The organism is Archangium gephyra, assembly GCF_049060025.1.
GTDB classification, from domain to species: domain Bacteria; phylum Myxococcota; class Myxococcia; order Myxococcales; family Myxococcaceae; genus Archangium; species Archangium gephyra_A.
Map to the genome: position 1 here is coordinate 5,472,255 of NZ_JBMEQQ010000002.1, position 26,130 is coordinate 5,498,384.

General features: G+C 70.4%; 23 protein-coding genes. 12 read left to right on the forward strand and 11 right to left on the reverse strand.

The genetic code is table 11. The annotated features are described in order from the left end of the window. The first annotated feature begins 8 nt into the window (after window positions 1–8). The gene (locus tag ACN28I_RS23755) at window positions 9–899 is read left to right on the forward strand and encodes a CHAD domain-containing protein (protein ID WP_420944231.1); all 891 of its coding nucleotides are present in this window, start codon (window positions 9–11) and stop codon (window positions 897–899) included. 109 nt (window positions 900–1,008) lie between these two features. After that, complete coding sequence (locus ACN28I_RS23760) at window positions 1,009–2,259, forward strand: Hsp70 family protein (RefSeq protein ID WP_420944232.1); 1,251 nt, start codon at window positions 1,009–1,011, stop codon at window positions 2,257–2,259. A gap of 22 nt (window positions 2,260–2,281) precedes the next feature. Here ACN28I_RS23760 and ACN28I_RS23765 read toward each other — a convergent pair whose 3' ends face one another. The 4 genes from ACN28I_RS23765 to def form a co-directional block, all read right to left on the reverse strand. Then, window positions 2,282–3,652, reverse strand: a complete 1,371-nt coding sequence (locus ACN28I_RS23765) for a hypothetical protein (protein WP_420944233.1) — start codon at window positions 3,650–3,652, stop codon at window positions 2,282–2,284. An 82-nt stretch (window positions 3,653–3,734) separates the two neighbouring features. Then, the gene (locus ACN28I_RS23770) at window positions 3,735–5,021 is read right to left on the reverse strand and encodes a glycosyl hydrolase (RefSeq protein ID WP_420944234.1); all 1,287 of its coding nucleotides are present in this window, start codon (window positions 5,019–5,021) and stop codon (window positions 3,735–3,737) included. 180 nt (window positions 5,022–5,201) lie between these two features. Next, window positions 5,202–5,465 carry a hypothetical protein gene (locus ACN28I_RS23775; protein ID WP_420944235.1) on the reverse strand — a complete coding sequence of 88 codons (264 nt, stop codon included), beginning with the start codon at window positions 5,463–5,465 and terminating at the stop codon, window positions 5,202–5,204. 108 nt (window positions 5,466–5,573) lie between these two features. Next, the gene (gene def, locus ACN28I_RS23780; protein WP_420944236.1) at window positions 5,574–6,176 is read right to left on the reverse strand and encodes a peptide deformylase; all 603 of its coding nucleotides are present in this window, start codon (window positions 6,174–6,176) and stop codon (window positions 5,574–5,576) included. Window positions 6,177–6,663: 487 nt separating this feature from the next. On the opposite strand from def, the gene ACN28I_RS23785 reads away from it, so the two are divergent. Next, entirely contained in the window at window positions 6,664–7,323 is a 660-nt protein-coding gene (locus ACN28I_RS23785; RefSeq protein WP_420948703.1) for a M28 family peptidase, read from the forward strand. A 10-nt stretch (window positions 7,324–7,333) separates the two neighbouring features. Here ACN28I_RS23785 and ACN28I_RS23790 read toward each other — a convergent pair whose 3' ends face one another. Both ACN28I_RS23790 and ACN28I_RS23795 read right to left on the reverse strand, forming a co-directional pair. Then, on the reverse strand, window positions 7,334–7,699 hold the full coding sequence (locus ACN28I_RS23790) for a helix-turn-helix domain-containing protein (protein ID WP_420944237.1): 366 nt from the start codon (window positions 7,697–7,699) through the stop codon (window positions 7,334–7,336). Window positions 7,700–8,667: 968 nt separating this feature from the next. Continuing rightward, a complete protein-coding gene (locus ACN28I_RS23795) occupies window positions 8,668–8,910 on the reverse strand; it encodes a hypothetical protein (RefSeq protein WP_420944238.1) in 243 nt (80 codons plus the stop codon). 193 nt (window positions 8,911–9,103) lie between these two features. Here ACN28I_RS23795 and ACN28I_RS23800 point away from each other — a divergent pair, with 193 nt between their 5' ends. Next, entirely contained in the window at window positions 9,104–10,309 is a 1,206-nt protein-coding gene (locus tag ACN28I_RS23800) for a cyclic nucleotide-binding domain-containing protein (RefSeq protein WP_420944239.1), read from the forward strand. 6 nt (window positions 10,310–10,315) lie between these two features. On the opposite strand, the gene ACN28I_RS23805 is transcribed toward ACN28I_RS23800, so the two are convergent. Continuing rightward, complete coding sequence (locus ACN28I_RS23805) at window positions 10,316–10,909, reverse strand: chalcone isomerase family protein (RefSeq protein WP_420944240.1); 594 nt, start codon at window positions 10,907–10,909, stop codon at window positions 10,316–10,318. 166 nt (window positions 10,910–11,075) lie between these two features. Here ACN28I_RS23805 and ACN28I_RS23810 point away from each other — a divergent pair, with 166 nt between their 5' ends. The 6 genes from ACN28I_RS23810 to ACN28I_RS23835 all read left to right on the forward strand — a co-directional run bounded on the left by ACN28I_RS23810 (window position 11,076) and on the right by ACN28I_RS23835 (window position 15,973). Then, a complete protein-coding gene (locus ACN28I_RS23810; RefSeq protein ID WP_420944241.1) occupies window positions 11,076–12,434 on the forward strand; it encodes an erythromycin esterase family protein in 1,359 nt (452 codons plus the stop codon). 46 nt (window positions 12,435–12,480) lie between these two features. After that, window positions 12,481–13,263, forward strand: coding sequence for an alpha/beta fold hydrolase (locus ACN28I_RS23815; RefSeq protein WP_420944242.1), 783 nt, complete (start codon window positions 12,481–12,483; stop codon window positions 13,261–13,263). A 335-nt stretch (window positions 13,264–13,598) separates the two neighbouring features. Continuing rightward, window positions 13,599–13,817 carry a hypothetical protein gene (locus ACN28I_RS23820; protein ID WP_420944243.1) on the forward strand — a complete coding sequence of 73 codons (219 nt, stop codon included), beginning with the start codon at window positions 13,599–13,601 and terminating at the stop codon, window positions 13,815–13,817. 78 nt (window positions 13,818–13,895) lie between these two features. Then, window positions 13,896–14,759, forward strand: a complete 864-nt coding sequence (locus ACN28I_RS23825; RefSeq protein WP_420944244.1) for a hypothetical protein — start codon at window positions 13,896–13,898, stop codon at window positions 14,757–14,759. A gap of 114 nt (window positions 14,760–14,873) precedes the next feature. Further along, window positions 14,874–15,641, forward strand: a complete 768-nt coding sequence (locus ACN28I_RS23830) for a hypothetical protein (RefSeq protein WP_420944245.1) — start codon at window positions 14,874–14,876, stop codon at window positions 15,639–15,641. 101 nt (window positions 15,642–15,742) lie between these two features. Further along, complete coding sequence (locus tag ACN28I_RS23835) at window positions 15,743–15,973, forward strand: hypothetical protein (protein ID WP_420944246.1); 231 nt, start codon at window positions 15,743–15,745, stop codon at window positions 15,971–15,973. A 376-nt stretch (window positions 15,974–16,349) separates the two neighbouring features. Here ACN28I_RS23835 and ACN28I_RS23840 read toward each other — a convergent pair whose 3' ends face one another. From ACN28I_RS23840 to ACN28I_RS23850, 3 genes are all read right to left on the reverse strand, one after another. Then, window positions 16,350–18,317: a DUF4185 domain-containing protein gene (locus tag ACN28I_RS23840; RefSeq protein WP_420944247.1), complete on the reverse strand. Its 1,968-nt coding sequence runs from the start codon at window positions 18,315–18,317 to the stop codon at window positions 16,350–16,352. 201 nt (window positions 18,318–18,518) lie between these two features. Continuing rightward, the gene (locus ACN28I_RS23845) at window positions 18,519–20,852 is read right to left on the reverse strand and encodes an alpha-2-macroglobulin family protein (RefSeq protein WP_420944248.1); all 2,334 of its coding nucleotides are present in this window, start codon (window positions 20,850–20,852) and stop codon (window positions 18,519–18,521) included. Continuing rightward, window positions 20,849–23,923, reverse strand: a complete 3,075-nt coding sequence (locus ACN28I_RS23850; protein ID WP_420944249.1) for an MG2 domain-containing protein — start codon at window positions 23,921–23,923, stop codon at window positions 20,849–20,851. The genes ACN28I_RS23845 and ACN28I_RS23850 overlap by 4 nt, the downstream gene beginning before the upstream one ends. Window positions 23,924–24,103: 180 nt before the next feature. Between ACN28I_RS23850 and ACN28I_RS23855 the strand changes: the two genes are divergently transcribed. Then, on the forward strand, window positions 24,104–24,679 hold the full coding sequence (locus tag ACN28I_RS23855; RefSeq protein WP_420944250.1) for a hypothetical protein: 576 nt from the start codon (window positions 24,104–24,106) through the stop codon (window positions 24,677–24,679). Window positions 24,680–24,694: 15 nt separating this feature from the next. Here the strand turns inward: ACN28I_RS23855 and ACN28I_RS23860 are convergent, their stop codons facing one another. After that, window positions 24,695–25,006, reverse strand: coding sequence for a GNAT family N-acetyltransferase (locus ACN28I_RS23860; RefSeq protein ID WP_420944251.1), 312 nt, complete (start codon window positions 25,004–25,006; stop codon window positions 24,695–24,697). Between the two features lie 651 nt (window positions 25,007–25,657). Between ACN28I_RS23860 and ACN28I_RS23865 the strand changes: the two genes are divergently transcribed. Continuing rightward, window positions 25,658–26,128 (forward strand): Lrp/AsnC family transcriptional regulator, encoded by a 471-nt coding sequence (locus tag ACN28I_RS23865; RefSeq protein WP_420944252.1) that lies wholly within the window; start codon window positions 25,658–25,660, stop codon window positions 26,126–26,128. Window positions 26,129–26,130: the final 2 nt, after the last annotated feature.

Consider the following 26,130-nt stretch of genomic DNA (forward strand, 5'->3'; position numbering starts at 1 on the left):
GAGGAGCCATGCCACGCCCTACTCCCATCCGCGGACTCGGCCCGGACAGCCGCCTGGAAGAGGCCGCCCGCCGGCTCGTCTCCAGCCGCCTGGCCGACGTGCGCCACGAGCAGGACGCGCTCGGAGACGCACTCACCGAGGACGGTGTCCATGACCTGCGCGTGGCCACCCGCCGCCTGCGCGCGGCGCTGAAGGTGTTCCGCGAGCTGGGTGGGCTGGCGCCGCTGGAGCGCGAGGTGAAGAAGCTCCAGGACGCGCTCGGCGAGGTGCGCGACGTGCACGTGCAGGGAGCCTGGTTGAAACAGGCGACCCGGAAGGAGAAGCCGGCGAAGCGCGCGGGTTTCGAGGCCCTGCGCGCGAGCGTGGAGTCCCAGCTCGGCACGAAGGAGAAGCAGTTGCGGCGCGCGCTGAAGCGCTGGGAGGAGCGGACGGTGCCCGCGCTCCTGGACGAGGCGAAGCGCCTGGAGGGCCCCGGACGTTATGGAGGCCAGCGCGTCCGCCGCCAGCTCCGCCGCCGCCTGCGCAAGGTGGAGCGACTCATGGAGGACTACGCGGCCGCTCCGGACGCGCTCACGGCCCATGAGCTGCGCAAGGAGGTGAAGAAGCTCCGCTACGAGGCGGAGATGTTCCGTCCCGCCCTGCGACGGAAGATGGAGGCGATGCTGGAAGCGCTGGTGCCGCTCCAGGAGGTGCTGGGCGAGCTGCATGACTCGGACGTGCGGTTGGGGCTGCTCGAGGGCTTCGCCGCGAAGGGCACCGCCGCCGAGCGCACCGCCGCGCGCACGCTGCAGGAGCGCGTGCGGGAGGAGCGGGCCGAGCGCGCCGCCCGGACGGCTCGCGAGCTGCAACGCTGGCACGCCGAGCGGCTGGCCCGCGGCCTGCGCCAGTTGTTGGAATGACGCGGCGGAGGGCCCGAGGCCGCTCCCGCGGGTGCCGGGCGGGCATCGGGGCCGGTCCCCCACTCGGCGCTACCCATGCGCACCGTTTGCGCGTATAGGAGGCGCCCCCATGGCCGCCTGCGGACTCGACTTCGGAACCAGCAACACAGCCATCGCCCTTCCGGACGGGACGGTGCTGCCCATCTCGCCCGGGTACACCGACCCGCGCCTCTACCGCTCCGTCATCTTCTTCCCCGAGGACGAGCGCGAGGTCTACACGGGCGCTCCGGCCATCGCCCGCTACCTCGAAGACCACACCGGCCGCTTCATCCAATCGGTGAAGTCCTTCCTGCACAGCGCCTCCTTCCGCGCCACGCAGATCCGCGGCCGCACCTGGCTCATCGAGGATCTGGTCGCCCTGCTGCTGCGCCGGGTGCGCGAGGCCGCCGCCGCCCACACCGGCGGTGCTCCCGAGTCCGTGGTGCTCGGCCGCCCCGCCCTCTTCTCCCCGGACCCCGAGGCGGATGTGCTCGCCGAGCAGCGCCTGCGCAAGGCCGCGGAGATCGCCGGCTTCACGAACATCCAGTTCCTCATCGAGCCCATCGCCGCCGCGCTCTCGTACGAGGCGCAGCTCACCCGGGACGAGCTGGTGCTGGTGGCGGACTTCGGCGCCGGTACCACGGACCTCACGCTGATGCGGCTGGGGCCCTCGCGCCGGGACAACCCGGACCGGCGCGCGGACGTGGTGGGCTCCACCGGCGTGCGCATCGGCGGTGACCGTTTCGACGCCGAAATCATGCGCTACAAGCTGCTGCCCCGCTTCGGCGCCGGCTCCACGTACAGGGTGCGCGGCTTCAGCGACAAGCGGCTGGCGGTGCCCCAGCACGTCATGTCCAAGCTGCTCTCCTGGCACGAGATGTCCTTCATCCGCGAGAAGTCCACCCAGGAGCTGTTGGAGCTGATGCTCGAGTCCAGCGACAAGCCCGCCGAGGCCGAGGCCCTGTACGACCTCGTCATGGACAACCTCGGCTACCGGCTGTTCCGCGCCATCGAGGCCGTGAAGGTGGAGCTGTCCTCGAAGGAGGAGACGACGCTCGACTTCGAGGAGGCCCGCATCCACCTGCACGAGCCCATCACCCGCGCCGAGTTCGAGGAGGCCTCCGCGCCGCTGCTCAACGAGCTGCGCGAGGTGACCGAGGGGCTGCTGGAGCGCTGCACGGGGGCCGGTGAGGTGGACGCCGTGTTCCTCACCGGAGGCTCCTCGCAGATTCCCGCCGTGCGCCGGCTCTACACGGAGCGCTTCGGCGAGGAGCGGGTGAAGACGAAGGACGCCTTCACCTCGGTGGCCGAGGGCCTGGGACGGGCCGCGGCGTCCCTCTGAGCCCTCGGCGCCCCTCCGAGCCTCAGTGGCGCTGCACCCAGTCGAGGATGGGCGCCCACACGGCCTGCTGCGCATCGGCCGCCAGGAACAGGTCCGCGTGGCCGTAGTCCACCGCGCGGTACGTGTCCGGGTAGCGCTGCACCACATGGGTGGAGATGTCCGGGCTCCCCAGCAGGGAGAGGCTGTGGAGGCCGTAGCCGCCGAAGCCGCCCGCGGCGCCCACGTACAGCACCGGCACCCGCACCAGCCCCAGGTGGTCGTCATACGGCACGTCCGGCGCACCGCACCACATGGCCAGGGTGTCCACCTGCTCGCCGATGCTCTGGTAGGGAGCGGCCTGCGTCAGGGTGTCGAAGAAGAAGCGCTCGGCGGTCCACGAGAGCGCCGTGGGAAGGCCCACCGCGCTGAACTGGCCTCCGGTCCAGTGATAGGCCGGGATGACGGGCGGATTCTGGAAGGCGTGGGTCGCCGCACCGAAGGCGAGCGCCGCCTCCCGGTTCGTGCCCCCCGGAAGGAGGGCCGAGGGCGCCGCCGGCTGGAAGATGGCGAGTGCCGCGAGGCCCTGCAGGGTCGCTCCGAGCTGCCCCCCCTCGTACTGTCCCGCGGCCTGGGCCTGCGCGAGCGCCGCATACGTCTGGCACGCCGCCGAGCGCTCCTGCGTGGCGCCGGGGGCCAACGTGTAGGCCATGTCCACGGGGATGAAGCCGCTCACGTGGCGCTTGTCCGGCGGCTGCTGCGTCTCCCCGTTCAGGTAGGCGTAGGAGACGGTGGCACCCCGGCTCCACCCCATCAGCGTCATCCGCCCGGCCCCGTTGCCGGTGTACGCACGCCACCCACGCGCCAGGGCCATCCCCGTCCCCACGTCCCGGGCGTGCAGGCCCAGGTTCCAGTCCCGCATGAAGGAGAAGTCCGTCGTCCCGCCCGGCACGTTCACCCAGCGCAGGTCGATGCCCCACACATCCACACCCCGGCGGGCGAGGAAGACGGCGATGGAGTGACCCGGCGCCACCGCCGCGCTCCCGGCGCTGGACAGGAAGGCGCCCCGGAAACCCAGGGCATCGCCATGCACCATGAACACCGACTTCGCCGTGCGCACCGGCGACCACTGGCCCAGCTCGCGCACCACCCGGTGGAGGGTGATGATGTCGTAGGCGCCGGGACCGACCCGAACGCGGTAGCTGTACTCGTAGATGTCATCGACCAGCTTCCGGCGCTCGGCGTTGCCCAGCGTGCAGGGCTCGTAGGTGCCGTCGTCGGTGAGGTCATCACCACACGACTGGTCGAGGCTCTCCGCGTTCCGGCGCTCCCATCCCATGTTCCCGGCGTGGGCCTGCTGCGCGAAACCCAGCGCGCCGATGCACAACCACGCGGCCACCCTGCTCGAAATGCTCATACGGCTATCCTTCCTCATGATAGGCCCTCCTATACAGGAAAACTGGCCATCCCCGCCATCCCTGACAACCCCAATCCAAGACTTATTCATTGGGATGTGAGGTTTTCCGGCGGGGCCACGCGGAAAGACAGCTCAACGCGAGCCGGAGAGCGCCGCGGCCTCGACGACGAGGTCCGCGTAACGGTTGCGCGGGTCCGCGGGGACGGTGCCATCCCGGTAATAGAAGGTGAACTCGTCCCACGCGTCCGGACGCGCATCGTTGGCGAACATCCACGGGCCGCTGGCGCCCGCGCCGGTGCGCCACGCACAGCGGAACCACCCGCGGTACATGGCGCGCCGCTCGTCGAGTGAGAAACCCCCGTGGTTGCGCAGGGCGAACTCGCCGATGAACAGGGGTTTGCCCAGGTCCCGGGCGATGGCGGCGTGCTCGAAGAACCAGTGCGCCCCGGCGCGGGCCGTCTCCTCCGGCTTCACCCCGTAGAGCCTCCGGGTAGAAGTGCACGCTGCCGAAGTCGATGAAGGGCGAGGCCGTGTTGCGGCGGAAGCTGCTGCCCCCCTCGAAGAAGGGAGAGGTGGCCGCGCCCCGCCAGAAGAGCTCGTCATAGCCCGCCAGCGAGGTGTCGAAGCCCTCCTCGCCGGTGCCCACCAGGTGCCCGGGCGCGTACTGCTTCACCACCGCGGCCACCTCGTCCACCCAGGCGCGCATGGCCGCGCCCTCCGTGTCCAATCCCTTGCCGCGAGGCTCGTTGAGCAACTCCCAGGCCAGCACGGCCGGGTGCTCGCCATAGCGCAGCCCGTCGAAGGTGTTCTCGCGCGAGAGCAGCCGGGCCACGTGCGCCTTGTAGTGGTCGATGACCGCACGCTCGGTGAAGAAGCGCGGATCTCCCTCCACGGGCGAGGGCAGCCCCGCCCACTCCACATAGCGGCGGGTGCCCCCGTAGGCATCCCAGTAGTTGCCCAGCGGCAGGACGAGCTTCACGCCGTACGCGGCGGCGCGGTGGAGCACCAGGTCCAGCCCGCGCAGGGACACCTCGTCGTACTGCAGCGGTGCCACCTGGATGGTGGAGTCGCCCCGCTTGTCGGCCGCGTCGTTGTAGCCGGTGGTGCGCACGGCATGGGCCCCGAGCGCCGAGGCCTTGGCGAGCGTCTCCTCCACGGCGGGCGACTCGGTGCGGCCGCGCCGCAAGTCCCGAGTGGCCTCCTCCTGGAGGTAGTAGGCGTTGAGCACCACGGCCGCGGAGGGCACCGGGCCGAGCCGCATCACGGGCGCCTCGGGGCAATCCGAGGCCTCCTCCTGGAGCACCTCCAGGGAGTCCTCGCCACAGGCCGCCACCGAGAGCAGCACGACCATCAGGACAGGAGCACGCATGCGCGACTCGCGGCGGGAGGGCACCATGCCCCCACCACCGGAGCATCACCTCCAGGCTACCCGGCACTCTGACACGGCGCCGCCCCCGGTGGCCTGTCCTGTTGGACCGTGCACGCCTTCCTCACCCGCTCCACGGAAGGCATACATGTCCGTGCTCAAATACCGACAACCGCCTGGGGCTCAGTCGTCCGCGTTGGCCTTCTGGCCCACCCGGCTCTGGTCGGTGATGGTCTCGTCCAACTCTTCGCGCGACTTCTTCAACTCGGGCGCGAGGCCCTCGTCGCCGTAAGCGGAGTACGGGGAATGCCCGGCTTCCCGAGGAGCAATGCCCTCCCGGGCCAATTCGTCCAGCCGCCGCTCGGCCTGCGCGCTGTGCTCCCAGCGCTCCTCGGGGATGGCTCGTGCGCCCTCTCGGGCATCCGGGGTCTTGCGTTTATCGGCCATGGTTCTCTCGTGAAAAGGGGTTGCTCGTTTCACGGTAGGCATGGCGGGGCGGCCGGAGGCGGAGGGCGGCCCGGATGGCCGCCCGGCGAGGGGGCGGGAATCCGGGCTTCAGCCCTGACGCCCGGAGAGTCCGAGCGCCTGACGCACCTCGTCCAGCGGGCGGGAAGCCCAGTGGCGGCGGTGGTTCTCCTGGGTGGAGAAGCTGCGCGGCTCCATCCGGTCGATGTAGAGCATGCCGTCCAGGTGGTCGATCTCATGCTGGAGGATGCGGGCGTACCAGCCGCGCGCCTGAATGGAGATGGCCTGGCCGTTCTCGTCGAAGGCCTCCACACGCACGGCGCGCGCCCGCCGCACCAGGGCGGAGAAGCCGCTGACGCTCAGACAGCCCTCGTAGAACTCCACCGGCTCGGGGTCCTCCACCACGAGGCGCGGGTTGATGATGACGTGGAAGTCCACCGGCTGGCGCTCCCGGGCGGCCAGTTCCTCGGGGGAGAGGGCCGCCTGGTATTCGGCCCGGTCCTCGATGACCGCGAGCCGCACGTCCACGCCCACCTGCGGCGCGGCCAGCCCCACCCCCGGCGCGTCCCGCATGGTCTCGCGCATGAGGGAGATGAGCTGACGCACCGCGGGGCCCGTCATCTCCTCGGGGGTGAGGTCTCTCGCGCGCCGGCGCAACACCGGCTCTCCGGCCTGGACGATCTTCAGCATCATGGCCCGCGAGGATACGCGGAGTGGAAGCGCGCGGGCACTCCCGGCGAGTCCCCGTGCCCGCTCGTGGACGGGAGGCCCACCGGCACCATGGACATGCCCCCACCCGGCATGGCTTCGTCCCGCCCGTGCAGCTCTTCGTGGATGTCCAGGAGGCGCCCCCTCGTGCTCGGCGCGGTGGTGGGGCTCGGTGTGCTCGGCGCGGCGGTGGCCCTGCGGGGGCGCGCGTCACCGGAGCCGGTGGCCACGGCCTGTACCCCGGGCAAGGTGGACCCCGAGCGGCTGAAGACGCACGTGCGCGCCCTGAGCGAGACCTTCCAGCCGAGAGACCACCAGCACCCGGACAACCTCGAGCGCACCGCGGACTACGTCGCCGGCGCGCTGACGCGGGCGGGCGGGCGCGTGCAGCTCGGAGCCCTACACGGCGGGGGGCGCGAGCTACCGCAATGTCATCGCCACCTTCGGCCCGGACAGCGAGGAGCGGCTCGTCATCGGCGCGCACTACGACGCGGCACAGGAAGCGCCCGGCGCGGACGACAACGCCAGCGGGGTGGCCGGCCTGTTGGAGCTCGCGGCGTGGCTGGGCGAGCACCCTCCGCCGATGCGGGTGGACCTCGTGGGCTACACCCTGGAGGAGCCGCCGCACTTCCGCCGGAGCACCATGGGCAGCAAGGTGCACGCGCGGGGGCTGCGCGAGCAGGGCGTGAAGGTGCGCGCGATGATCTCCATCGAGAGCATCGGCTACTTCTCCGATGCTCCGGACAGCCAGCGCTACCCGGTGGCCGCGCTGCGGCTGCGCTACCCCTCGGTGGGAAACTTCATCGCGGTGGTGGGCCGCACCGACCAGGGCGAGCTGGTGGACCGCGTGCACCGGGCCCTGGGCGCCGTGAGCGGACTCAACTCCGAATCGCTCGCCGCGCCCCGGAACCTCGAGGGCGTGGACTTCTCGGATCATGCGAGCTACTGGGACGAGGGCTACCCGGCGGTGATGGTCACCGACACCGCCCTCTTCCGCAATCCGCACTACCACACGCCCGGAGACACCTGGGACACGCTCGACTACGAGCGCATGGCCAGGGTGGTGCAGGGAGTCCAGTGCGCCGTCGAGGCCCTCGCGGCGCCCGCACCCGCGTCCCCGGCGGCACGTTGAGCGGGCGCGCCTACTTGCCCACGGCGGTGGCCACGGCCGTCAGCATGCGGAGGGAGGAAGGAGAGAGCGTGCGCACGAGGGCCGCGAGGCGGCGCAGCTCGGGAGGGGCTTCCGGTACGGGCGGAGCAGCGAGGGCTTCCCGCTCCGCGGCATCGAGTCCCAGGAGCACATCCGAGGAAACCTTGAGGGTCATGCACAACCGGCAGAGGGTGGGCACGCTGGGGAGCATCTGGCCGCGCTCGATGCGGCCATAGACGGCCGAGGCGATGCCCACGTGAGAGGCAACCTCGACCTGAGTGAGGCCCGAGTTCTCCCGGGCGAGCAGGAGCGCACCACCGAGCACGCGCTTCAATTTGCCGTTGTCGTCCTCGTCCATGCCGGGGATACTACCTCAAGAAGCGGCTTGAGGGGAGTAACTTCCGAGGTCGATTCAAGCCCGTCGCCTGTGCGCCAGGTCTCAATTTCGGGATGGCTCGCAAAGCCAGAGCTGCTTGGACGGATACCCATGACATTGTCGGCCTGGGCCGCAGACGTCTTGCGCGTCCGGTCCACACTTCCGTCGGCATCCGCCCCGGAAACACACGGAATCCTCGGGGCAAGGGTGCGTTCCGTCACAAGGGATCAAGCACTCCATGGTGGCGCTCCACACCTCGGTTTCGGGGGTGTAGCTGACGACCTTGCATTGCTGCCCTTCGGGACAAGGTTGCCGCTGGCAGTTCTCACCAATGACGGCCATGCATTGGGCCTCGTCGGTGCCTGCCCCCACACACGCCTGTCCCTCAGGACAATCTCCGCCCTTGCAGAAGGGCTGACAGGAAGGGGCCTCCGGATCCGCCCGGCAAACGAACCCCTCGGGGCAACTCGAAGGCACCTCCAACTGGCAGGGACGGCCGCACGTGCCACCACCGCCGCACAGCAGCCCTGGTTCACAAGCGGCTTCCTTCTCTCGCGCATTGTCAAAACAGGGCTGCCCCTCCTTTCGAACCCCCATGAGGACACACCGGCGCACCAGCGGGCCATTTCCTGGTGCCTGCCGGGTCCGGCAGGTAAACCCCTGCTTGCATTGCAGGTCCGTCATGCACGAACTGTCAGCACAGACGCTTTGCCTCCCAGGAGCGAGAGACAGGCATGCCAGCGGAGGATCGCAGTCCTTCTGATCCTGGCAGGAACGTCCGTAGGTCAGGAGCGCGCGTCTTTCATCTAGAGCGAGGATGGGAACGAGCTTCGCGCCTTGTGAGAGACTCGCCTGCCTCTGCTGCTTCTGCAGCCAGGCTCCGCAGTGGTCGAACAAGAACGACAGCGGAAGCATCAGGCCCACGGTGACGCCCAGGATGATGCGCCACTTCATCTGCACTCCCAGAAGCACGTCTCCCGCCGTTGCGCATCAGCACAGACCTGCACCAACTTCTTGTGCCCACGACATTCTACCGGCTTCCCCAACTCGCGCTGACGCTCGTCCTGCTGCTCCTCGATGTCCTCGGCCATCGCGTCATCCAGGGAACCACCCTTCCCGTAGATCGCCTCCGGGCACCCCGTCCCCAAGAACCCCGCCAGCAGCGCGATACCCAGCACGAACGGCCAACGCATGAGGCGCCCTCCTCGGTGGTGAGACGGCACTCGGAGACGGACTCCGCGCCCGCAGCATAACCCATCGGGTCATGCGACAGCACGACGTTGGAGCGCGGTCCCCAGGGCCGATACCCCCTGTGTCTTTACCCGGCCCTCCATCTCACCGATCATGCGGACCCTTCGTACCCGCAGCACCCGTCTGGAGGCTCCCATGGCGACTCCCCCCGCTGAAGCCCAGCAACTGATCCGTCAATACAAGGACAGCGCCGCCGCCAACATCCTCCAGGGCAGACCCGAGGAGGCGCTCGCCGACTATCGCAAGGTGCTGGAGCTCACGCCCCACGAGGCCTCCGCGCGCCTCAAGGTGGCCGAGCTCCTCGCCCAGCTCGGGCACCGGGAGGAGGCCGTCCGCGAGTTCCACTACCTCGCCATCCGCTACGCCGCCGAGGGCAACAGCATCCACGCCATCGCCGCCTGCAAGCTCATCCTCGCCATCGATCCCCACCACGCGGAGACGCAGGAGAACCTGGCCGGTCTGATCGCCATGCAGAGCGCCGAGGAGCGCCCGCGAACCGGAGAGCCCGAGCCCGCCACGCCCCTGTTCTCCAAGCTCCCCCGAGACGTGTTCCTGGCGTTGATCGATCTGCTGGAGATGCGCCGCGTCCACGGAGGCGAGCACATCATCACCGAGGGCGAACGGGGCCACTCCATGTTCATCCTCGTCCAGGGCACGGTGCGCGTGGTGCACACGCCCGAGAACGCCCCACCCCGCACGCTGGCCGAGCTGGCCGAGGGCTCCTTCTTCGGCGAGATGGGACTCATGTCGGACGCCCCGCGCATGGCCAGCGTCATCGCCATCCGCGATTGCACCCTGTTCGAGGTGACGCGCGAGATGCTCGCGCAGCTCGGCGCCCGCTTCCCCGCCTTCGAGCAGGTGGTGCAGCAGTTCTACAAGGACCGGTTGCTGGACAACCTGCTCGCGTCCAACCCCGTCTTCCAGCCGCTCTCCGACGAGCAGAAGCGGGCCATCGCCCAGCGCTTCCAGACGCGCACCGTGGAGCCCGGCACCGTGCTGCTCCAGCAGGGCCAGCGCAGCCAGGCGCTCCACCTGCTGCTGCGCGGACGCTGCTCCGTGGTGCACCAGGATCCGGAGGGCGGCGAGCGCCCCTACCCCGACATGACGGAAGGCGCCCTCTTCGGGGAGATCTCCCTGCTGCTGGACCTGCGCGTCACCGCCACCGTGCGCGCCGCCACCCCGTGCCTGCTGCTGGTGCTCGATCAGGAGACCGTCAAGGAGCGGGTGCTCACCCATCCCGAGGTCCGCCGCGCGCTCACCCACCTCAGCCGTGAGCGTCTGGACCGGACCGCGGCCATGCTCGCCGAAGGCGCCGAGGTCCGGGGCTCCTTCCTCATCTGAGCGCGGCTAACGCTCGTAGATGGGGTTCTCCGACAGCCACGCGTCGAAGAGCGCGTCCGCGAAGGCCTTGCCGGGAATCATCGCGCCCCGGCTGCCCTCACCGGAGACCTGCAGTCCCTTGTCCGGCAGATAGGTGATGAGCAGGGTGTCGCCCTTGCGCACGCCCTTGAGGGACTGGACGAGCAGCTCCGACTGGCGCTTCATCTCCGGCGAGCGCAGCGCCCGGCTGTTGGAGAGGAAGGCGCGGAAGGCATCCGCCAACTGCTCGCGCTTGATGCTGCGCCGGAAGTGGAGCTGCAACTGCTTGGGCCCCTGGAAGTCGATGGCCTGTTTGGTGGAGTCCGGCTTCTGCTCCAGGTAGAGGCCCCAGACGTAGATCTCGAAGAAGAGCTTCTTCTTGAGCGCCATGTGGTCCAGCAGGAGCTCCTTGCCCTGGAGCGAGATGGCATCCGGCATGCGGACTCCCGCGATCACCTTGGCCTGGGCCGTCCCCGCCATGAGCACCATCGCCAGCACCAGCCAGCGAACACCCCAACCACCCCTCCCGGCCGATACCTTCATGTTCTCTCGCTTGGGCTCCATGTCGTCGAAGGTGTTCATGCCCTACAGGGTCGGCCAGCCTTGCTTATTCCGGGATTGAAAGCGGGCGCCTGCCTGCTCGCCAGGGGAGGGCCAGTTGGGGAGCGGGCGTGCCTTCCCGTCCGTCAACCCTCCGGCTTGCCGGGGCCGCATGGGCAGGCCGGGGCCGCCTGCCCACCTTCAATGCATGAATCCGTTCGATGAAGACAGACAAGGCGAGCAGCAATTCCGTCCAGAGCTCATCGAAGGAGTGCGCACCGCGGCCATTGCCCTGAAGGACGATGACTCGGACTTCGACGCGCTGCTGGAAGGCATCGGAGACGCGCGCTTCGTCCTGCTGGGTGAGGCCACCCACGGGACGCACGAGTTCTACAGGGCCCGCGCCGCGCTCACCCGCCGGCTCATCGTCGAGCGGGGCTTCACCGCGGTGGCCGTGGAAGCGGACTGGCCGGACGCGCTGCGGCTCAACCAGTACGTGCAAGGCCAGGGGCCGGACACGGACGCGCGGCGGGCGCTCGACAACTTCCATCGCTTCCCCCGGTGGATGTGGCGCAACGAGGAGGTGCTGGGCCTGGTGGAGTGGCTGCGCGCGCACAACGCCGCGCGGGACAAGGACTCGCCCCAGGTGGGCTTCTACGGGTTGGACCTCTACAGCCTGCACGCCTCCATGCGCGAAGTGGTGCGCTACCTGGAGACGAGGGATCCGGCGGCGGCCGAGCGGGCCCGGCACCGCTACGCGTGCTTCGACCGCTACGGCACGGACCCGCAGGCCTACGGCCACGCCACGGCGTATGGCTACGCGGACACCTGCTCGAACGAGGTGCTCGAGCAGTTGTTGGACCTGCGCCGGCGCAAGGTGGAGGGGGTGCTCGAGCAGGACGCGCTCTTCTACGCGGAGCAGAACGCGCGGCTGGCGCGCGACGCGGAGGCCTACTACCGCACCATGTTCGCGGGGCGCGACGAGTCCTGGAACCTGCGGGACACGCACATGGCGGACACGGCGGACGCCCTGGCCGAGTACCTCGGCCGCCGCTACGGCACGGCCCGCATGGTCATCTGGGCGCACAACTCGCACCTGGGCGATGCGCGCGCCACGCAGATGGGGGACCAGGGCGAGCTGAACCTGGGCCAGTTGCTGCGCGAGCGCCATGGCAAGGAGACGTACAACGTGGGCTTCACCACGTACTCGGGCACCGTCATCGCCGCGCGTGAGTGGGACATGCCGGGCCTGAGGCGGCGGGTGCGGCCGGCCCTGGGGGGCAGCTACGAGGCGCTCTTCCACGAGGTGGGCCTGCCGGGCTTCCTCCTGAGGATGGAGGACCTGGGCGAGGCGGGCTCGGGCCTGCGCGAGCGGCGGCTGGAGCGCGCCATCGGCGTCATCTACGCGCCCCACAGCGAGCGCCACAGCCACTACTTCCACGCGGACCTGCCGGCGCAGTTCGACGCGGTGATGCACTTCGATCTCACCAGCGCCCTGCACCCCCTGGACCGGGACGCCGGCCACGAGGAGGAGGATGCCGCGGACACCTGGCCCTTCGGGATGTGAGCGAAGGCGCTGCGATGGGGAGGCTCCCGGGCTATAGGAGGCAACCGTGATTCTCGAGAGCTTCCAGGTAGGAGAGGGGCAGCGGCCAACGGTGCTGCTGCATGGTTTCCTCGGCACGGGGCGCAACCTGCGCTCGCTGGCCACGGCATGGAGCGAGGTGGACAAGAGCCGCCGCTTCCTGCTGCTGGACATGACGGGCCACGGCGCCTCGCCACGGCTGCCGCCCGGGGCCACCCTGGCCACGGTGGCCGGGGACGTTCTGGAGACGGCGCGTGCGGCCGGGCTGCAAGGGCCGCTGGAGCTGGTGGGTCACTCGCTGGGCGGGCGCGTGTCGCTCGCCGCGAGCCTCCGCTCCCCCGCCGACGTGGCCAGCGTGACGCTGCTGGACATCTCCCCCAGCCCCATTCCCACCGAGCTGTCGGAGAGCGGCAAGGTGTTGGAGATCCTCCGGGCCGCGCCTCCCGGTGCGCCGGACCGCAAGACGATGCGCGCGGAGTTGATGGGGCGCGGGCTGTCCGGGCCCCTGTCGGACTGGCTCCTGATGAACCTGGAGTCCGCATCGGACGGCGGAGTGCGCTGGCGCTTCGACCGCGAGTCGCTCGCCGAGTTCCACGCACGGGTGAACGGGGAGGACCTGTGGGCCGCGCTGACGCGCCCGGGCGCGAAGGTGCGCTGCATCCGCGGCGGCCGGGCCCACTACGTCTCCGATGCGGACCTGGCGCGGATGGAGTCCCTGGGCTGCCCGGTGGCCACGCTCCCCGAGGCGGGCCACTTCGTCCACGTGGACGCGGCGGACGCGCTGCTGCGCTGGCTCACCTCGGAAGCCTGAGCCTGGGGGGCCGGCTGCCCGGCGCGCACGGCGGACGCGTCACGTCCGGGACTCGACTCCTCCATCTTCCATGGCAGCCCACTCCGGCTGCACTGGACCCGACAGGAGGAGCACCATGGAAGCCCGAATGGAAGCCGCACCCGTACACACCATCCCGGAGACGCGCACCGAGCCGGTCATGCCCAACATGTTCGAGTTGTTGGGCCGGGGAGTGGCCATCCACTTCTCGACGACCAGCTTCACCGGGGACCCCCGGCTCCACTACCAGGACTCCTGCCGGGAGGTGAACGCGAGCGGCGATGACATCCGTCAGGAGGAGACGGAAGCTCGGGACGTTGGTGACCATCACGCTCGAGCCGGATGCCGACGCGGGCTCGCTGCTCTTCACCGTGGTGATTCCGAGGGCCCGGGTGGATGGCCCGGAGCGCGAGGTGCGCCTCGAGACGCATGGGTTCCTCACCCGCAGCCGCTTCTCCCGGCTCCCCACGGACGCGCAGTTGCAGACGTACATCTCCGTCCCGCTCCGGGGCCGGGCCACCCTCGTCGACTTCTGACCGGAGAGCAGCCGGCGGGACGGGGGCTCGTCCGGCTGCCCATCGCCGCCCAGGGGCCGCATGGCAACGGTTACAGCCATGCAGCTCGGGTCCAAGCGCATGCTCGGTGAAATCCTGATGGAGCTGGGGCTCATCGACCGGGCCCAGCTCCGGCTCGGGCTGGTGCACCACCACGAGGCCCGGGTTCCGCTCGGAAAGGCGCTGGTGCGCGAGGGGCTGTGCACCGAGGCCGACATCCTGCGCGCTCTCTCGCTGCAGCTCGGCCTGCCGGCGATCGACCTGGATCGCGAGCGCCTGGATCCAAAGCTCACGCGGCTGGTGCCCAAGCGCATTGCCCAGAAGTACCGGGTGGTGCCGCTGCGGCTGGAGAAGGGGGAGCGCGTGGTGCTGCACATCGCCCTGCCCGCCCCGGCCTCGCTCGAGGCGCTGGACGCGGTGCGCGCGATCTCCGGCAAGCCGCGCGTCGAGCCGCACCTCGCCTCGGACACGGCGCTGGGCCATGCGCTCGGCGCGCTCTATGGCCTCCAAGAGGACGTCATCGAGCCGGGCACCGGCACCACCGGCTCCGCGGGCCCGGATGCGCCCCTGCTGCTCTACGCGTGGCCCCCCGTCACCGCCACCCTCATCTCGCGAGCGCTCGCCCGGCACGGGCTGAGGACCCGGGTCGCCTCTCCGCTGGAGGTCATGCATTCGACCCCCTCGGACATCGTGTTCGCCCCGGTGCAGGCGATGGAGGGGCTGCTGGCGGGAGAGGCCCGCATCTCCGGCGCGCTGATCCTCTCGGGCACCTCCACGGACGAGGACCTCGAGCGGGCCCACCAGATTGGAGCGAAGGGTTACGTCTCCAATCCGCTCGACGGCGAGCTGCTGCTGCGGGCCATCCGCCGGCTGCGCTCCACGCCGGGCGACACGTCGCAGCCCCTCTCGGGTCCGAACGGCTGAGCCGCCCGCTCGGCTGGCCGTGCTTCGCCTCTTCACTCCGCGCGGCTATCGAGCCCGCGCTGGCATCCGGTAGAGTCCTCGCACCCGATGATTCCGTTCCGTGCGAGGGGGAAGATGACTCCGAAGTCCGCTGTAGCCAGTGGAATGCTCACGATGGTGTTGCTCGGCGGTTGCCCGAATGCGGAGCGTTCGCAGCTCCGTGAGCAGCCCGCGCCACCCGCCGCCCCGGCGCTGAAGAGCACCCCGGCCGCGTTGTCGTCTCCTCCCGCGTCCAGACGGCCCGCGACCGAGGGCCGTCTCATCGACTCCGGACTGATCATCGAGACGTTCGCGACGAGGTTCGGAGCGAGGGATCTCCAGCAGGTTCCGTCGGAGGTCATCGACACCGGCATCTTCCGGTACGTGCCCTACCTCACGTACGAGACGGCGCGGGGCGAGCTGAACATCTACGGAGACCCCCAGCACCCCGCTGGGGTGGAGATCGGTATCTACGCGGGCAAGGCGCGCACGAAGGAGGAGCTGCGGAACCTGATGGCCGGGCTCCTCCAGCAGGCGGCGGATCGGGAGCTGGTCCACGGCCTGTCGCTCGATGAAGACAAGCTGGAGCGCGCGGGGCTCACGTTCGAGGTCACGCCGCCCACGGCGGAGGGGAGCTTCGGAGGCTGGTGGATCTCCATCTACGACGAGGCCGCCATCCACAAGGCCCGAGCCTCCGATGCCGAGCTGAAGACGATCGCCGTGGAGGCGCCCGCGCAGAAGAACGAGCCCCCGGCGGAGCCGAAGAAGCCGGCGCGCAAGAGCAAGGAGCCGGGCACGTCCGATCGCGTCTACATCCAGGACTACACCCGGGAAGACGGCGCCTACGTCCGTCCTCCGCTGTAACGCGCTCGCCCGAGTGCCCTGGAGCCGTGCCTTGTCCAAGTCCCCGGAGGTGAAGACCGTTCAAGGAGCGGCCGGGTGCTCCAGGCCGCGGGAGGCCGAACATGCTCCACCAACTCCGCGCCCTGCAGGCGTTCCTGTGGTCGCTCTTCCTCACCCCGGCGCTGGCGCTCGCCCAGACGGCCGAGCCCATCGAGCCCTATGAGGTCTACGACTCCACCCGGTGGGGTATGGGCTGGCTCTGGCTCGCGGTGCTCGCCGTCATCATCGTCGCGCTGGTGGCCTGGGGTCTGTCCCGGGACAGGACCCATCGGGGTCCGCCTTTGACACACTGAAGGCAGCCGAACGAGCGCTCGCACTGGCCGCGCATCACGCCACACACACCGTCCGCACGGTGAGCATCCTTTCACAGAGCACCCGAGTGACATCGAGGCTCGAATCGAAAGGACGCAGCCATGGGACAAGGTGACAGTGGAGGCAAGGGCAGTAGCGGCCAGAGTGGCGGCGGCGGGGGCAACCAGGGCGGCGGGCAGAGCGGGGGTGGAGGTGGTGGGAACCCCAACTGGCCCAGCACGACGGGCCAGCCGTCGGGAGGGGGCAGAGGGAACGCGCCTCCCAAGAAATAGCAGGCGCCGGGACGACCCCCTCACTCCTGCTTGGGCCGGCGGGGCTGCACCGGTGCGAGGGTAGCACCGGTGCCGGCCGTCCCGGTCAATTCCGGGTCAGGCGGAAGTCGTCCACCTGCATCCAGGTGTCGCTGGTGGCCCAGAGTCCCGCGAACAGCTCGACGCTGTGGTTCGCACCGGAATTGAACTGGACCGTCACCTGGGTATAGCCAGCCAGGGGCTGGAGCAGGTGGGTCTCGCTCAGGATGGGCCCACCGTTCAGCATCCGCGCGCCGAAGTAGCCATCGTTGAAGTTGCCGGACGTCCGGAGCCACGCCGTCAGGGTGTAGAGCGTGTTCGGGACCACCGAGACCTCCTGCTTGATGGCATTCCAGCCGGTGCTGTTCCTCACCCAGGCGTTGTTGGCCCCCGTCCTGGCGACCCCCAGGTTGCGATCGATTCCCGCATTGCCCTCGGCGTACCAGGGCGAGGACGCGCTCGAGGAGGGCTGCGGCTCGAAGCCGGCATGGCCGACGAGGTTCGTGCCGCGAGTGAGACTGACGTCATCCAGTTGCATCCAGGTGTCGCCATTGTTCGCCCACATGCCGCCGTACACCTCGACCACGGAGTGCGGCCCGGAGTTGAAGGACACGGTGAGCTGCGTGTAGCCCGTCAGGGCGCCAAACGGAGTCTCCCCCACGATGGGGCCGTTGTTCACGCCCATCGCCCCGAAGTAGCCCGCCGCATTGTTGGCAGAGGTACGCACCCAGCCCCTCAGCGTGTAGTCGGTATGGGGCCGGACGGCCACGCTCTGCTTGAGGGCATTCCAGCCGCTGCTGGCGCGCACGTAGCCCGCGTCCTGGCCCGTCCGCGCGGTGCCCAGATTGCGGTCGATGCCGCCGTTGCCCTGCACGTACCAGGGCGTCATCACGGACGTGGCCGCCTGGGTCTCGAAGCCGGGCTCGGACAGGAGGTTGTCCCCGTACGCGTCGCTCGTCAGCGTGGCCCTCATCAAGAACGTGTTGTACGGCGTCCACTGGGACATGACGAAGTACAGGTCGGTCCCGCTGGTGGCCCAGGGATGGATGAACGCGTTGTAGAGGCCGGGATGGCCCGTCCCGCTCGCGAGCACCTTCTCGCCGCTCCACGGCCCCGTCGGCGTCGGAGCGTCCCGCATCACCACCGCCTGACGGTTCTCGTTCAGGTAGGTCATGAGGAACCGGCCGAAATAGGAGTTGTAGGCAACGGAGAGCTCGCCCGCGCCTCCCATCGCCACGGGCACGGCCGCGGCCTGGGAGGATGACCAGCCATTGCCATCCCAGTACCGGTAGTCATTGATGTTCAGCAGCGCGTTCTCGGGGACCCTTGCCAGGTGCACGTTCCCGAAGCGGCCATTCGGCGTCGCGTACATGTAGACGAAGCCGCCATTCTTGACGAAGGCCGCCATCTGGAAGTTGTTCGTCCAGGTGCTGGTGTTCTGCCACCTCGCGCTCGGGTGTTTGATCCAGTTCTGCCCGTTGTCGTCCGAGTACGCCATTCCCGAGTAGTTCGTGGACCACCTGCCCGCCTCGCCCCAATTGTTGACGGACATGTAGTGGATGTAGTGCCGCGAGCCCACGGTGACGCCCGCCGTCGGGATGACCGTCATCTCATCGAAGTTGATCTTCTTCGAGGGCAGGAGCTCCTTGGCGTGCCGGGAGTAGTCCTGGATCATCGTGGAGAAGGACAGGCCGTCCGACAGGACCCTGTCGGAAGACCTGGCGAGCACATTGCTGCGCCATCCCCCTCCGCACCCGCCGTTGCCACACCAGCCATGGCCGAAGGTGTCACCAAAGAGGACGAAGATCTCTCCGCCCCCCTTGTCCCACATGATGCCGAGGTCCGTGCCCATCACCTCGTAGTTCGTATGCGTTTGATTGGGATTGGGGAGGAACTCTCCCGCGGGAGTGGCTCCCGTCACCCGTGAAACCTTGCTCACATTCGTCGGCGTGACCGCTCCGGCCGGACCCGCGTGAACGGCGACACCCAGGGCCAGCGCCAAGACGCACGACTTCCGCATCCACCTGTGATTCATGTTCCGTCAACCTCCGTGCTCGATGACCCAGACTCAAACGAGGAAACCTCTATTATCTGGGGAGCACGGGGTCGGGTTGCCTACGCCCTCGTGAAATCGGAGGCGCGGACACGGAGACAACCCGGGAGCTTCGATACCCTCACCCCGTCCCTCTCCCGAGGGGAGAGGGGAAATTGAGAGGGTATTTGAGGGGAGTTGGGCTCAGCGCACCGCCCAGGTGGCCGGGGGCACGTGGAAGACGAGCTCCGGCCGCTCCACCGGCGTGAGGCTCGAGGCCCCCGCCTGCAGTGAGCCCGCCAGCGTCGGTATCACCCGGAAGCGCGCACTGAAGGGCTCCGCCGCGCCTCGGGGCGGCAGGGTGAGGCTCACCGCCCCATCCTCCACCTCGTAGGACGTCACCTTCCCCTCTCTTACCAGCGCATCCAGGCTCGCGCGGTCCACCTGCACCCCCGCGGGCAATCCCTGGCGCAGCGTGAGCGCCATCCCCGCGGGCGAGGCCGCCTGCACCGTGACCTCGGCCGGCATCCCCACCTTCACCTCCGCAGGGCCCTTCACCGCCAACTCCAGCCCACGGCCCGCCTCGCTCGCGCGCCACGGCACGTAGGCCCCCAGCGTGAGGGAGAAACCCAGCCCCGGCACCGCCGGCTCCGCGCGCACCGTCCACGTGTGCTTGCCCGCCGAGCCCGTCGCGGCGCCCTCCAGCGCGAGCACCTCCCGCAGCGCCTTCGCGTCGAACGTGCCCTCCGTCACCACCTTGCCGTCGCGCTCCAGCACCACGCTCACCTGGGACGGCAGCGGCTCCTTGAAGAGCGCCAGCGCCGCCTGCAGGCCCACGAGGTTGGCGCGCCCGTCACCCCATCCACGCTCCGGCCGGTAGTCCGCGAGCAGCGAGGTGCCCAGGTCCGCCAGCGGAGCCTCCTTGTCCTCCACGAGCGCCAGCACCGCGAGCGCGGTGGCCTCGGCCACCGTGGGCACGAGTCCATCCGCGCGCACCACGCCCGGGCCCACCGGCAGGAAGGCCGAGCCGTCCGGCCGCTTCTGGAGGGCCTCACGCACCTGCTTGCGCAGCACCTCCCTCACCGTGCCGGACACGCCCCCGCTGGCCAGCACCGCCGCCGCCGTGTAGCCGTCCTGCACCCGCGCCACGTAGCGCTCGAAGGCGCCCGCCACACGCGCATTGAAGCCCGAGGCCCTGCGGCGCCCCGCGTCCGAGCCCGCCCCGGCCCGCACCGCCCGGGCGCACTCCGCGGTGGCCACCAGCAGCCGCTGCAACGTCCACCCGTCCGCGCCCTGGCACGTGCCATCCGGCCGCTGCGCCGAGGCCACCTGTCCGGAGAGGCGCTCGCCCAGACGCGCCAGCACGGGGTTGTCCGGGTGCGCCAGCGCCGCTTCCGCCAACAGCGCCGCGGTGGCCACGTCCGGCGCGCGGCCCGTCCGCAGCACCCGCTGCCCGGCGAGCGCCGACATGCGCTTCAACGACTCCGCGTCCGCCGTCGCGCCCAGTGACTTCAGCAACTCCGGCGCGCGGCCGGCGAGCAGCAGCGCATAGCCATCCTCGGCCACGCCCCCGCGCCCGGACGCCGCGGACAGCTCCGCGCGCAACACGCCCAACGCGCCCGGGAAGACGAGCAACCGCACCCGCTCACTGCCCGCCACCGCGTCCTCGGGGCCCGCGAGCTCCAGGGCGCGCGGCGCGGCCAGGGTGCCTCCGTGCGTCTGCGCCACCGGCCGGCCCGTGGGCCACACGTCGAAGGTGCGCACCACCGAGTCCGTGCCTCCCAGCGAGGCCCGCAGCGTCACCGGCCCCGGCTGCGCCGCCCGCACCGTCACGTACTCCACCACGCTGCCCGCCGCCGGCACCGTCACCGTGCGCGAGCCTCCCTCCACCTCCGCGCCCTGGGCCTCCACCTTCAGCGGGCGCGTCACCGGCGAGCCCGTCGTATTCACCACCTGCACCGGCACGCGCACCACGTCTCCGGCACGCAGGAAGGGCGGCAGCACCGGGTCCACGTAGGTGGGCAGCGTGCCCGCGAAGCCGCTCACCGCCCCGGCCTGCGCTCCCGAGCGCGAGTGCGCCAGCGCCAGCACCCGCCAGCTCGTCAGCCGGTCCGGCACCTTCACCGGCACAGAGGCCGAGCCGGACGCATCCGTCACCACCAACGGCTCGAAGAGGAACGTCTCGGGGAACCAGGCGCGTCCCGGCGTGGCCGGTGCCTCCGCCGGGGGCGCGGGCGGAGGCGGTGGAGGCGGCGCTCCCGGCGCATCGGCACTCATCACGTATCCCTCCACTCCTCCCCTCATGCCGCCCACCGCGCTCCCCATGACCTGGGCAGCAGGCACCATCGGCGCCGCGTCCTCCATCTCCTCCGCGTCATTCTCGCCGAAGGTCCTGAGGCTCTTCTTCGCCCTCGAGCGGTCCTCACCCGCCATCGCGTACAAGGGTGCCGGCTCGTAGCTCCGCAGGCCCTGCGCGCACATGTTCAACGCGAAGCCCGCGACGAGGCACGTCCCACCCACAACGATGTAGCGCTTCATGGCGCCTCCCGGGCGACCCACGCGCCCCAGTTCTCGACGTCCTCGGGCAGCCGCGTGCCATTCACCACCACCGCCCGCGGGTCGGTGAGGGTGAGCAGCTCCGGCGGCAGCCGCGACAGCTTCAACCGGCGGCCAAAGGCGTCCGTCACCGCCTCGCCGCGCTTCTCACAGGCCTCCAGCGCCTTCTCCCACAGCGCCGCCATCCCCTCGGGCGAGAGCGTCTCGCTCTGGGGCGCCGACTCCTCCCAGGCGCGCGCCTGCACCGTCAGCTCCGCGAGCACCCGGTAGAAGGGCTCGGTCAGTTCCACCTCCGGCTCGAAGGGCTTCGACACCTGGAGCGACAACCGCCGCTCCCCGCCATCCCGCTGCGGCACGCCCGACACCCGCAGCAGCGTGGCGGCGGCCGCGTTGGCGCCCCGGATGCGGCCCATGGCGAGCGCCGTCCCATCCAGCACGTCGAAGGCCGGCGACGACACCGTGGGCACCGGACGCATGCCGTCGAGCGCGCCCGCCCCCGGCAGCGGCACGAGCTGCGACAAGCTGTCGTCCACGCCGAAGAGGCCCACCGCCGCCGGGCCGTCCTTCCCGTCCACCCGCGTGTGCACCTGCAGGTGGGCCAGCTCGCCGGGCGCGTAGGCCGTCTTGTCCGGCGTCACCTCGAGCGCGAGCTGCGCGCGCGGCGCCACGTACACCCGGGCCACCGCTCCCGCCCAGCTCGCCTCGGCCCAGCCCTCGAAATCCTCGGGCAGGCGGAAGCGCGCGGTCTTGTTGTCCACCTCCGCCTTCAGCTCCTTCTCCCCGGCCATGAGGAGGAGCTCCTTGGGCAGCGCCCCGTTGAAGTCCGGGCCGCGCAGCAGCTCGATGCGCACCTCTTCACCGGCACGCGCCAGCACCGGCGTGGCCCTCAAGCGCGCGGGCGGCAACCGGGCCGGAGACAACACGAGCTTCGTCGAGCCCAGCTCCTCCTTGCCCGCCTTCGCGCTCACCCTCAGCTCGTAGCCGAGCAGCGTCGTCTCCTGGGCCACGGCACCGTCGGAGCCGCCCCCCGTGGGCTCGGCGGTGAAGCGCACCACGCCCATGGCATTGCCGGGCTCGGCGCTCAGCACCAGCCGCGCGAAGCGGGACTGGATGCAGGAGAGGTGGGCGGCGGGGAGCATGCCCTGTGCCTGGGGCAGGGACGCCCAGCCCACCTCCACCTCGCGCTGCTTCGGGCGCGTGCGCCAGGTGAGCACGGCCGGCAGCGGAGCGGACAGCGAGAGGTTTCCGGGCAGGCACTCGCGCGCATCGAGCGCCGCGAGCCGCAGCGCCTCCGCCAACCCCTCGCTGACACCGGAGACGGCGAGCACCTGGAACTCGAGGGAGGGCAGGCCCGGGTCGAGCACGTCCAGGGTGAGCGCCAGCATCCGCTCACGGCCGGGCGGCAGCGCGCGCGCACGCACCACCGAGGCGAGGCAGGCGCCCAGCGGCAAGCCATCCGACACCACGTCCACCACCGAGCCCCCCGCGGCCACGCGCACGCCCAGCGTCACCTGGTTGGAGCCCTCCTCGGGCGGCACGAAGCGCGCACAGGAGTGCAGGGACTGCAGCCACCGCTCCAGGGCGAGCTGGTCCTCCAGGGCGGGCGAGCCGGTGTCCGCGAAGAGGTCCCCCACCCCGCCCAATCCCACCGGAGGCGGCGGAGGCTGGCGGCGCACCGGCATGGGAGGAATGACGACGTTGACGGGCGGGCCCGGGTCGAGCTGGAAGGCGGCCACGCCGTCCTCGTCCGTCACCGCGCGCACGCCCTCGTCACGCGGGTCCCACGCGCGCTTCACGGTGAGCTCCGCGCCGGGCAGCAACTGGCCGCTGGCGGTGGTGGCGCGCAGGTACACGCGGTTGCTGTAGCCGTCCGCCAGGCCGTCCGACAGCTCCGTCACCGCCGACACGGAGATCGCATCCTCGGAGAGCAGCACCGAGGCGCCTCCCTGCACCTGGTCTCCCGCGGGGTCCGTGGCGGACAGCCACGCGGAGAGGGTGGCCTGGCCCCGCAGGTCATGGGGCACGCGCGGCAGGGTGAGCCGGAAGCGTCCCGCGGCATCCGTGCGCGCCTTCCGGGGCAGCGCGTCCTTCGCCTTCTCGTCGAGCCACTCGAGGGGAGCGGGCCACGCGCCCTGGACGTTCCAGGAGAGGGCCACGGCCGCGTCCACCACCGGCGCGCCCGAGCTGTAGACGACCCGCCCCTCGACGACGGGCGACTCGCCCATGCGCCAGAAGGGCTTCGTGCTGACGGCCTCCACGCGGAAGCGCGGCAGGGTGAAGGGCTTCACCTGGAAGGAGGCCTCGCCGGAGGCCTCACCGCTCGTCCAGCGCGCCGTCCATCTGCCGGTGGGCGCGCCCCGGTCGAGCGGGAAGTCCCCGGCCACCACGCCCCACGGGCCCGCGGGCATGCGCTGCTCCAGCACCACCTCGCCGGACGGGTCGGTGACGAACCACGTGCCCGGGCGCCCGTCGATGGGCGCGAGGTCCTTCGCGCGCAGCACCACGGCGCGGAAGCGCACCTGGTGGCCGGGCTCGTAGAGGGGCCGGTCGGTGAGGACGTGGACGCGGGCGGGTGCATAGAGCGCCAGCGGGGCTTCCACGGTGTCGGTGCCCAGCGGCGTGGTGACGCGGGCGCGCAGCTTGTAATCCCCATCCGGCAGCGCGGGCAGCTTCACCTGGGCGCGCAGGGAGAAGTCGGAGTCCTCCTGCTCCCAGCGCTCCTCGGGAGCCAGGGGGGACTCCTTGCCCTCGGCGTCCACGAGGAAGAGCGAGGCCTCCAGGCGCCGCACCGGCGCGCTCAGCCGCTCCCAGGCGTTCCGGGTGGCACCATGGGCCTCGGCCGACACATGGAGGGTGCCGGTGGCCTCCCGGGCGAGTCCCTCGGCGCGCAGGCCCACCGTCTGCCGGAAGTTGCCGTCCGGGCAGCGGTCCACCTTCACTCCCTGAAAGACCCAGGCGGACACGCACACGTCCGAGGTGGCCCACCTCACGAGCCCCACTGCGAGCACCGCGGCGATGCCGAGGGCAACCCGGCGATTGAAACGGATGTTCATCTGCTCTCCCCGGCCCCCACTCTACGCCAGGAACCAGGCCGCGTGCCGTCTCCTCCCGGGCAGCCTCCAATGGTGGGGGGATTGCTTCGAACCGAGGCGCTGATCTACAGCGTCGTCTACCTGGACCTCCACACCGGAGGGCGGGGGGCGTCGGCGCGTCATGCCGGCGAAGGAGAGGACATGTCCGTATTTCAGAAGCTGAAGGTCGCCGTCGTTGGCGTCGTCGTGGGCGGCATGGGAATCGGGGCGGCGTGGAATCACATGATGGGCAGCGGCAAGGTGCACATCGTGGTGAACGAGGGACAGCAGGTGAAGCTGTTCATCGACGGCCAGAGCCTCTCTCCCGCGAGCAGCTCCGGCGAGCACCTGCGCTTCGACGTGGCGCAGGGCGCCCACGAGGTGAAGCTCGAGGACTCGGAGTCCGGCAAGACGCGGACGTTCTCCCTGAAGGTGGACTCGGGCTTCGACGACTACGTGCTGCCCGTCAGCGAGGAGCAGTGCTTCACCCGCTTCGACGTGAGCAAGACGATGTACGAGGGCTCCTCGGGCTCGGGTGGCACCCCGCCCCGCATCTCCGGCAAGTACCAGGCGAGCGCGCCCTTCGAGCTGCCGAGCGCCTCCTACTTCTCCGTGGAGGAGCTGCCCGAGAAGCTCAAGAAGAACTCCTCGGCGCACCTCCTGCTCGCCACGCCCTGCCCCCTGCATCAGCTCCAGGACAGCCAGCTCATCCAGCTCGCCGGTTTCGCGGCGCCCTGAGACGTCTCACCGGCTTCACGGCTCGGGCAGGCGGCACGTCACCTGCTCGAGCTCTCCCCACACCTGGAAGCCCGCGCGCGCGTAGATGCGCTCCGCCTCGGGGTTGCTCACCTGGAGGAAGAGCGGCACCGTGGCCCTGCGCTGCAGCCAGGTGATCAACGCCGTCGACAGGCCGCACCGGCGGTACCTGGGGCGCGTCGCCACATCCTGCACCAGCGCGCCCCCCTCGCCCTCGTAGAGCGCCGCCATCGCGGCGGGCACACCGTCCACGCGCGCGAGGTAGTAGTGCGACGCGGGGTTGGGAACCAGCCGCTCCAGGTAGCGCACCAGCCACTCGCGTCCCTCCCACGCGTTGGCGCCTCCTAGAATCTCCGCCAGGGAGCGGATGAGCTCCCGGGCCCGCCACCTCCAGCGTGACGCCCGAGAACAACACCGGAAGTGGGCGGGAGGGCTCCGGCACCCAGTGCATGAGGCGCAGGCGCTGCGAGTCCTTCTGGAAGCCTCGCGCCACGAGCCGCTCCACGGCGTCGCCGGGTGCGCTCAGGTCATCCAACCGCACCCGCGGGACGAGCCCCCTGGCCCGGTACAGCGCCACCACCTCCTCGATGGTGGCCTCCGGCTCCTCCGCCCGGAGCCAGCGCGCGGTGTTCGCATCCCAGTGGTCGGGATTTCCCACCTCGTGGACGAAATATCCCCAGGGCCGTGACTCGACCGTGGCGAAGCGCCGGGCCAGCGTCAGTTCGAGTCCGAGGAACTGCTGACGGAAGGCGGAATCCATGGATGCGCTCCTCGTAGCCGGTGGGCGCGAGACGTGCACTGAGGACTGACGGGGCTCCCCGCATTCGTGATGACACGGACACTCCGGAGGGGGAAGGGCTCGTCCGCCCGCCTGCTGCCCTCTTGCACCGTCCGTGCGAGACATATAGGTTATAGGCACCGAGTCGCTGGGACTTATAAAAATAAGGCCACTGGGATTCCATGGACGAACTGGACCACCGCATCGTCGACCTGCTGCAGCGCGATGGCCGGGCCACGCAGCTCGAGCTGTCCCGCTCGGTGGGGCTGTCCCAGCCGGCGGTGGCCGAGCGCATCCGCAAGCTGGAGGAGCGGGGCGTCATCACCGGCTACACGGCGCGCGTGGACGCGTCGAAGCTGGGCAAGGACATCACCGCCTTCATCGGCGTGAGCATCGAGCACCCGAAGTACTTCGACGGGTTCGCCCGCAAGGTGCTGGCGATGCCCGAGGTGCTCGAGGCCCACCGCGTCGCCGGTCAGGACTCGTACCTCCTCAAGGTGCGCACCCGGAACACGAAGACGCTCGACACGCTGCTCGTGGAGACGCTGCGGACCATCTCCGGCGTCACGCGCACGCACACCACCATCGTTCTGACATCCATCAAGGAAGAGACGTACATCCACGTCTCCCCCGAAGAGCTGAAAGGAGCCTGAGC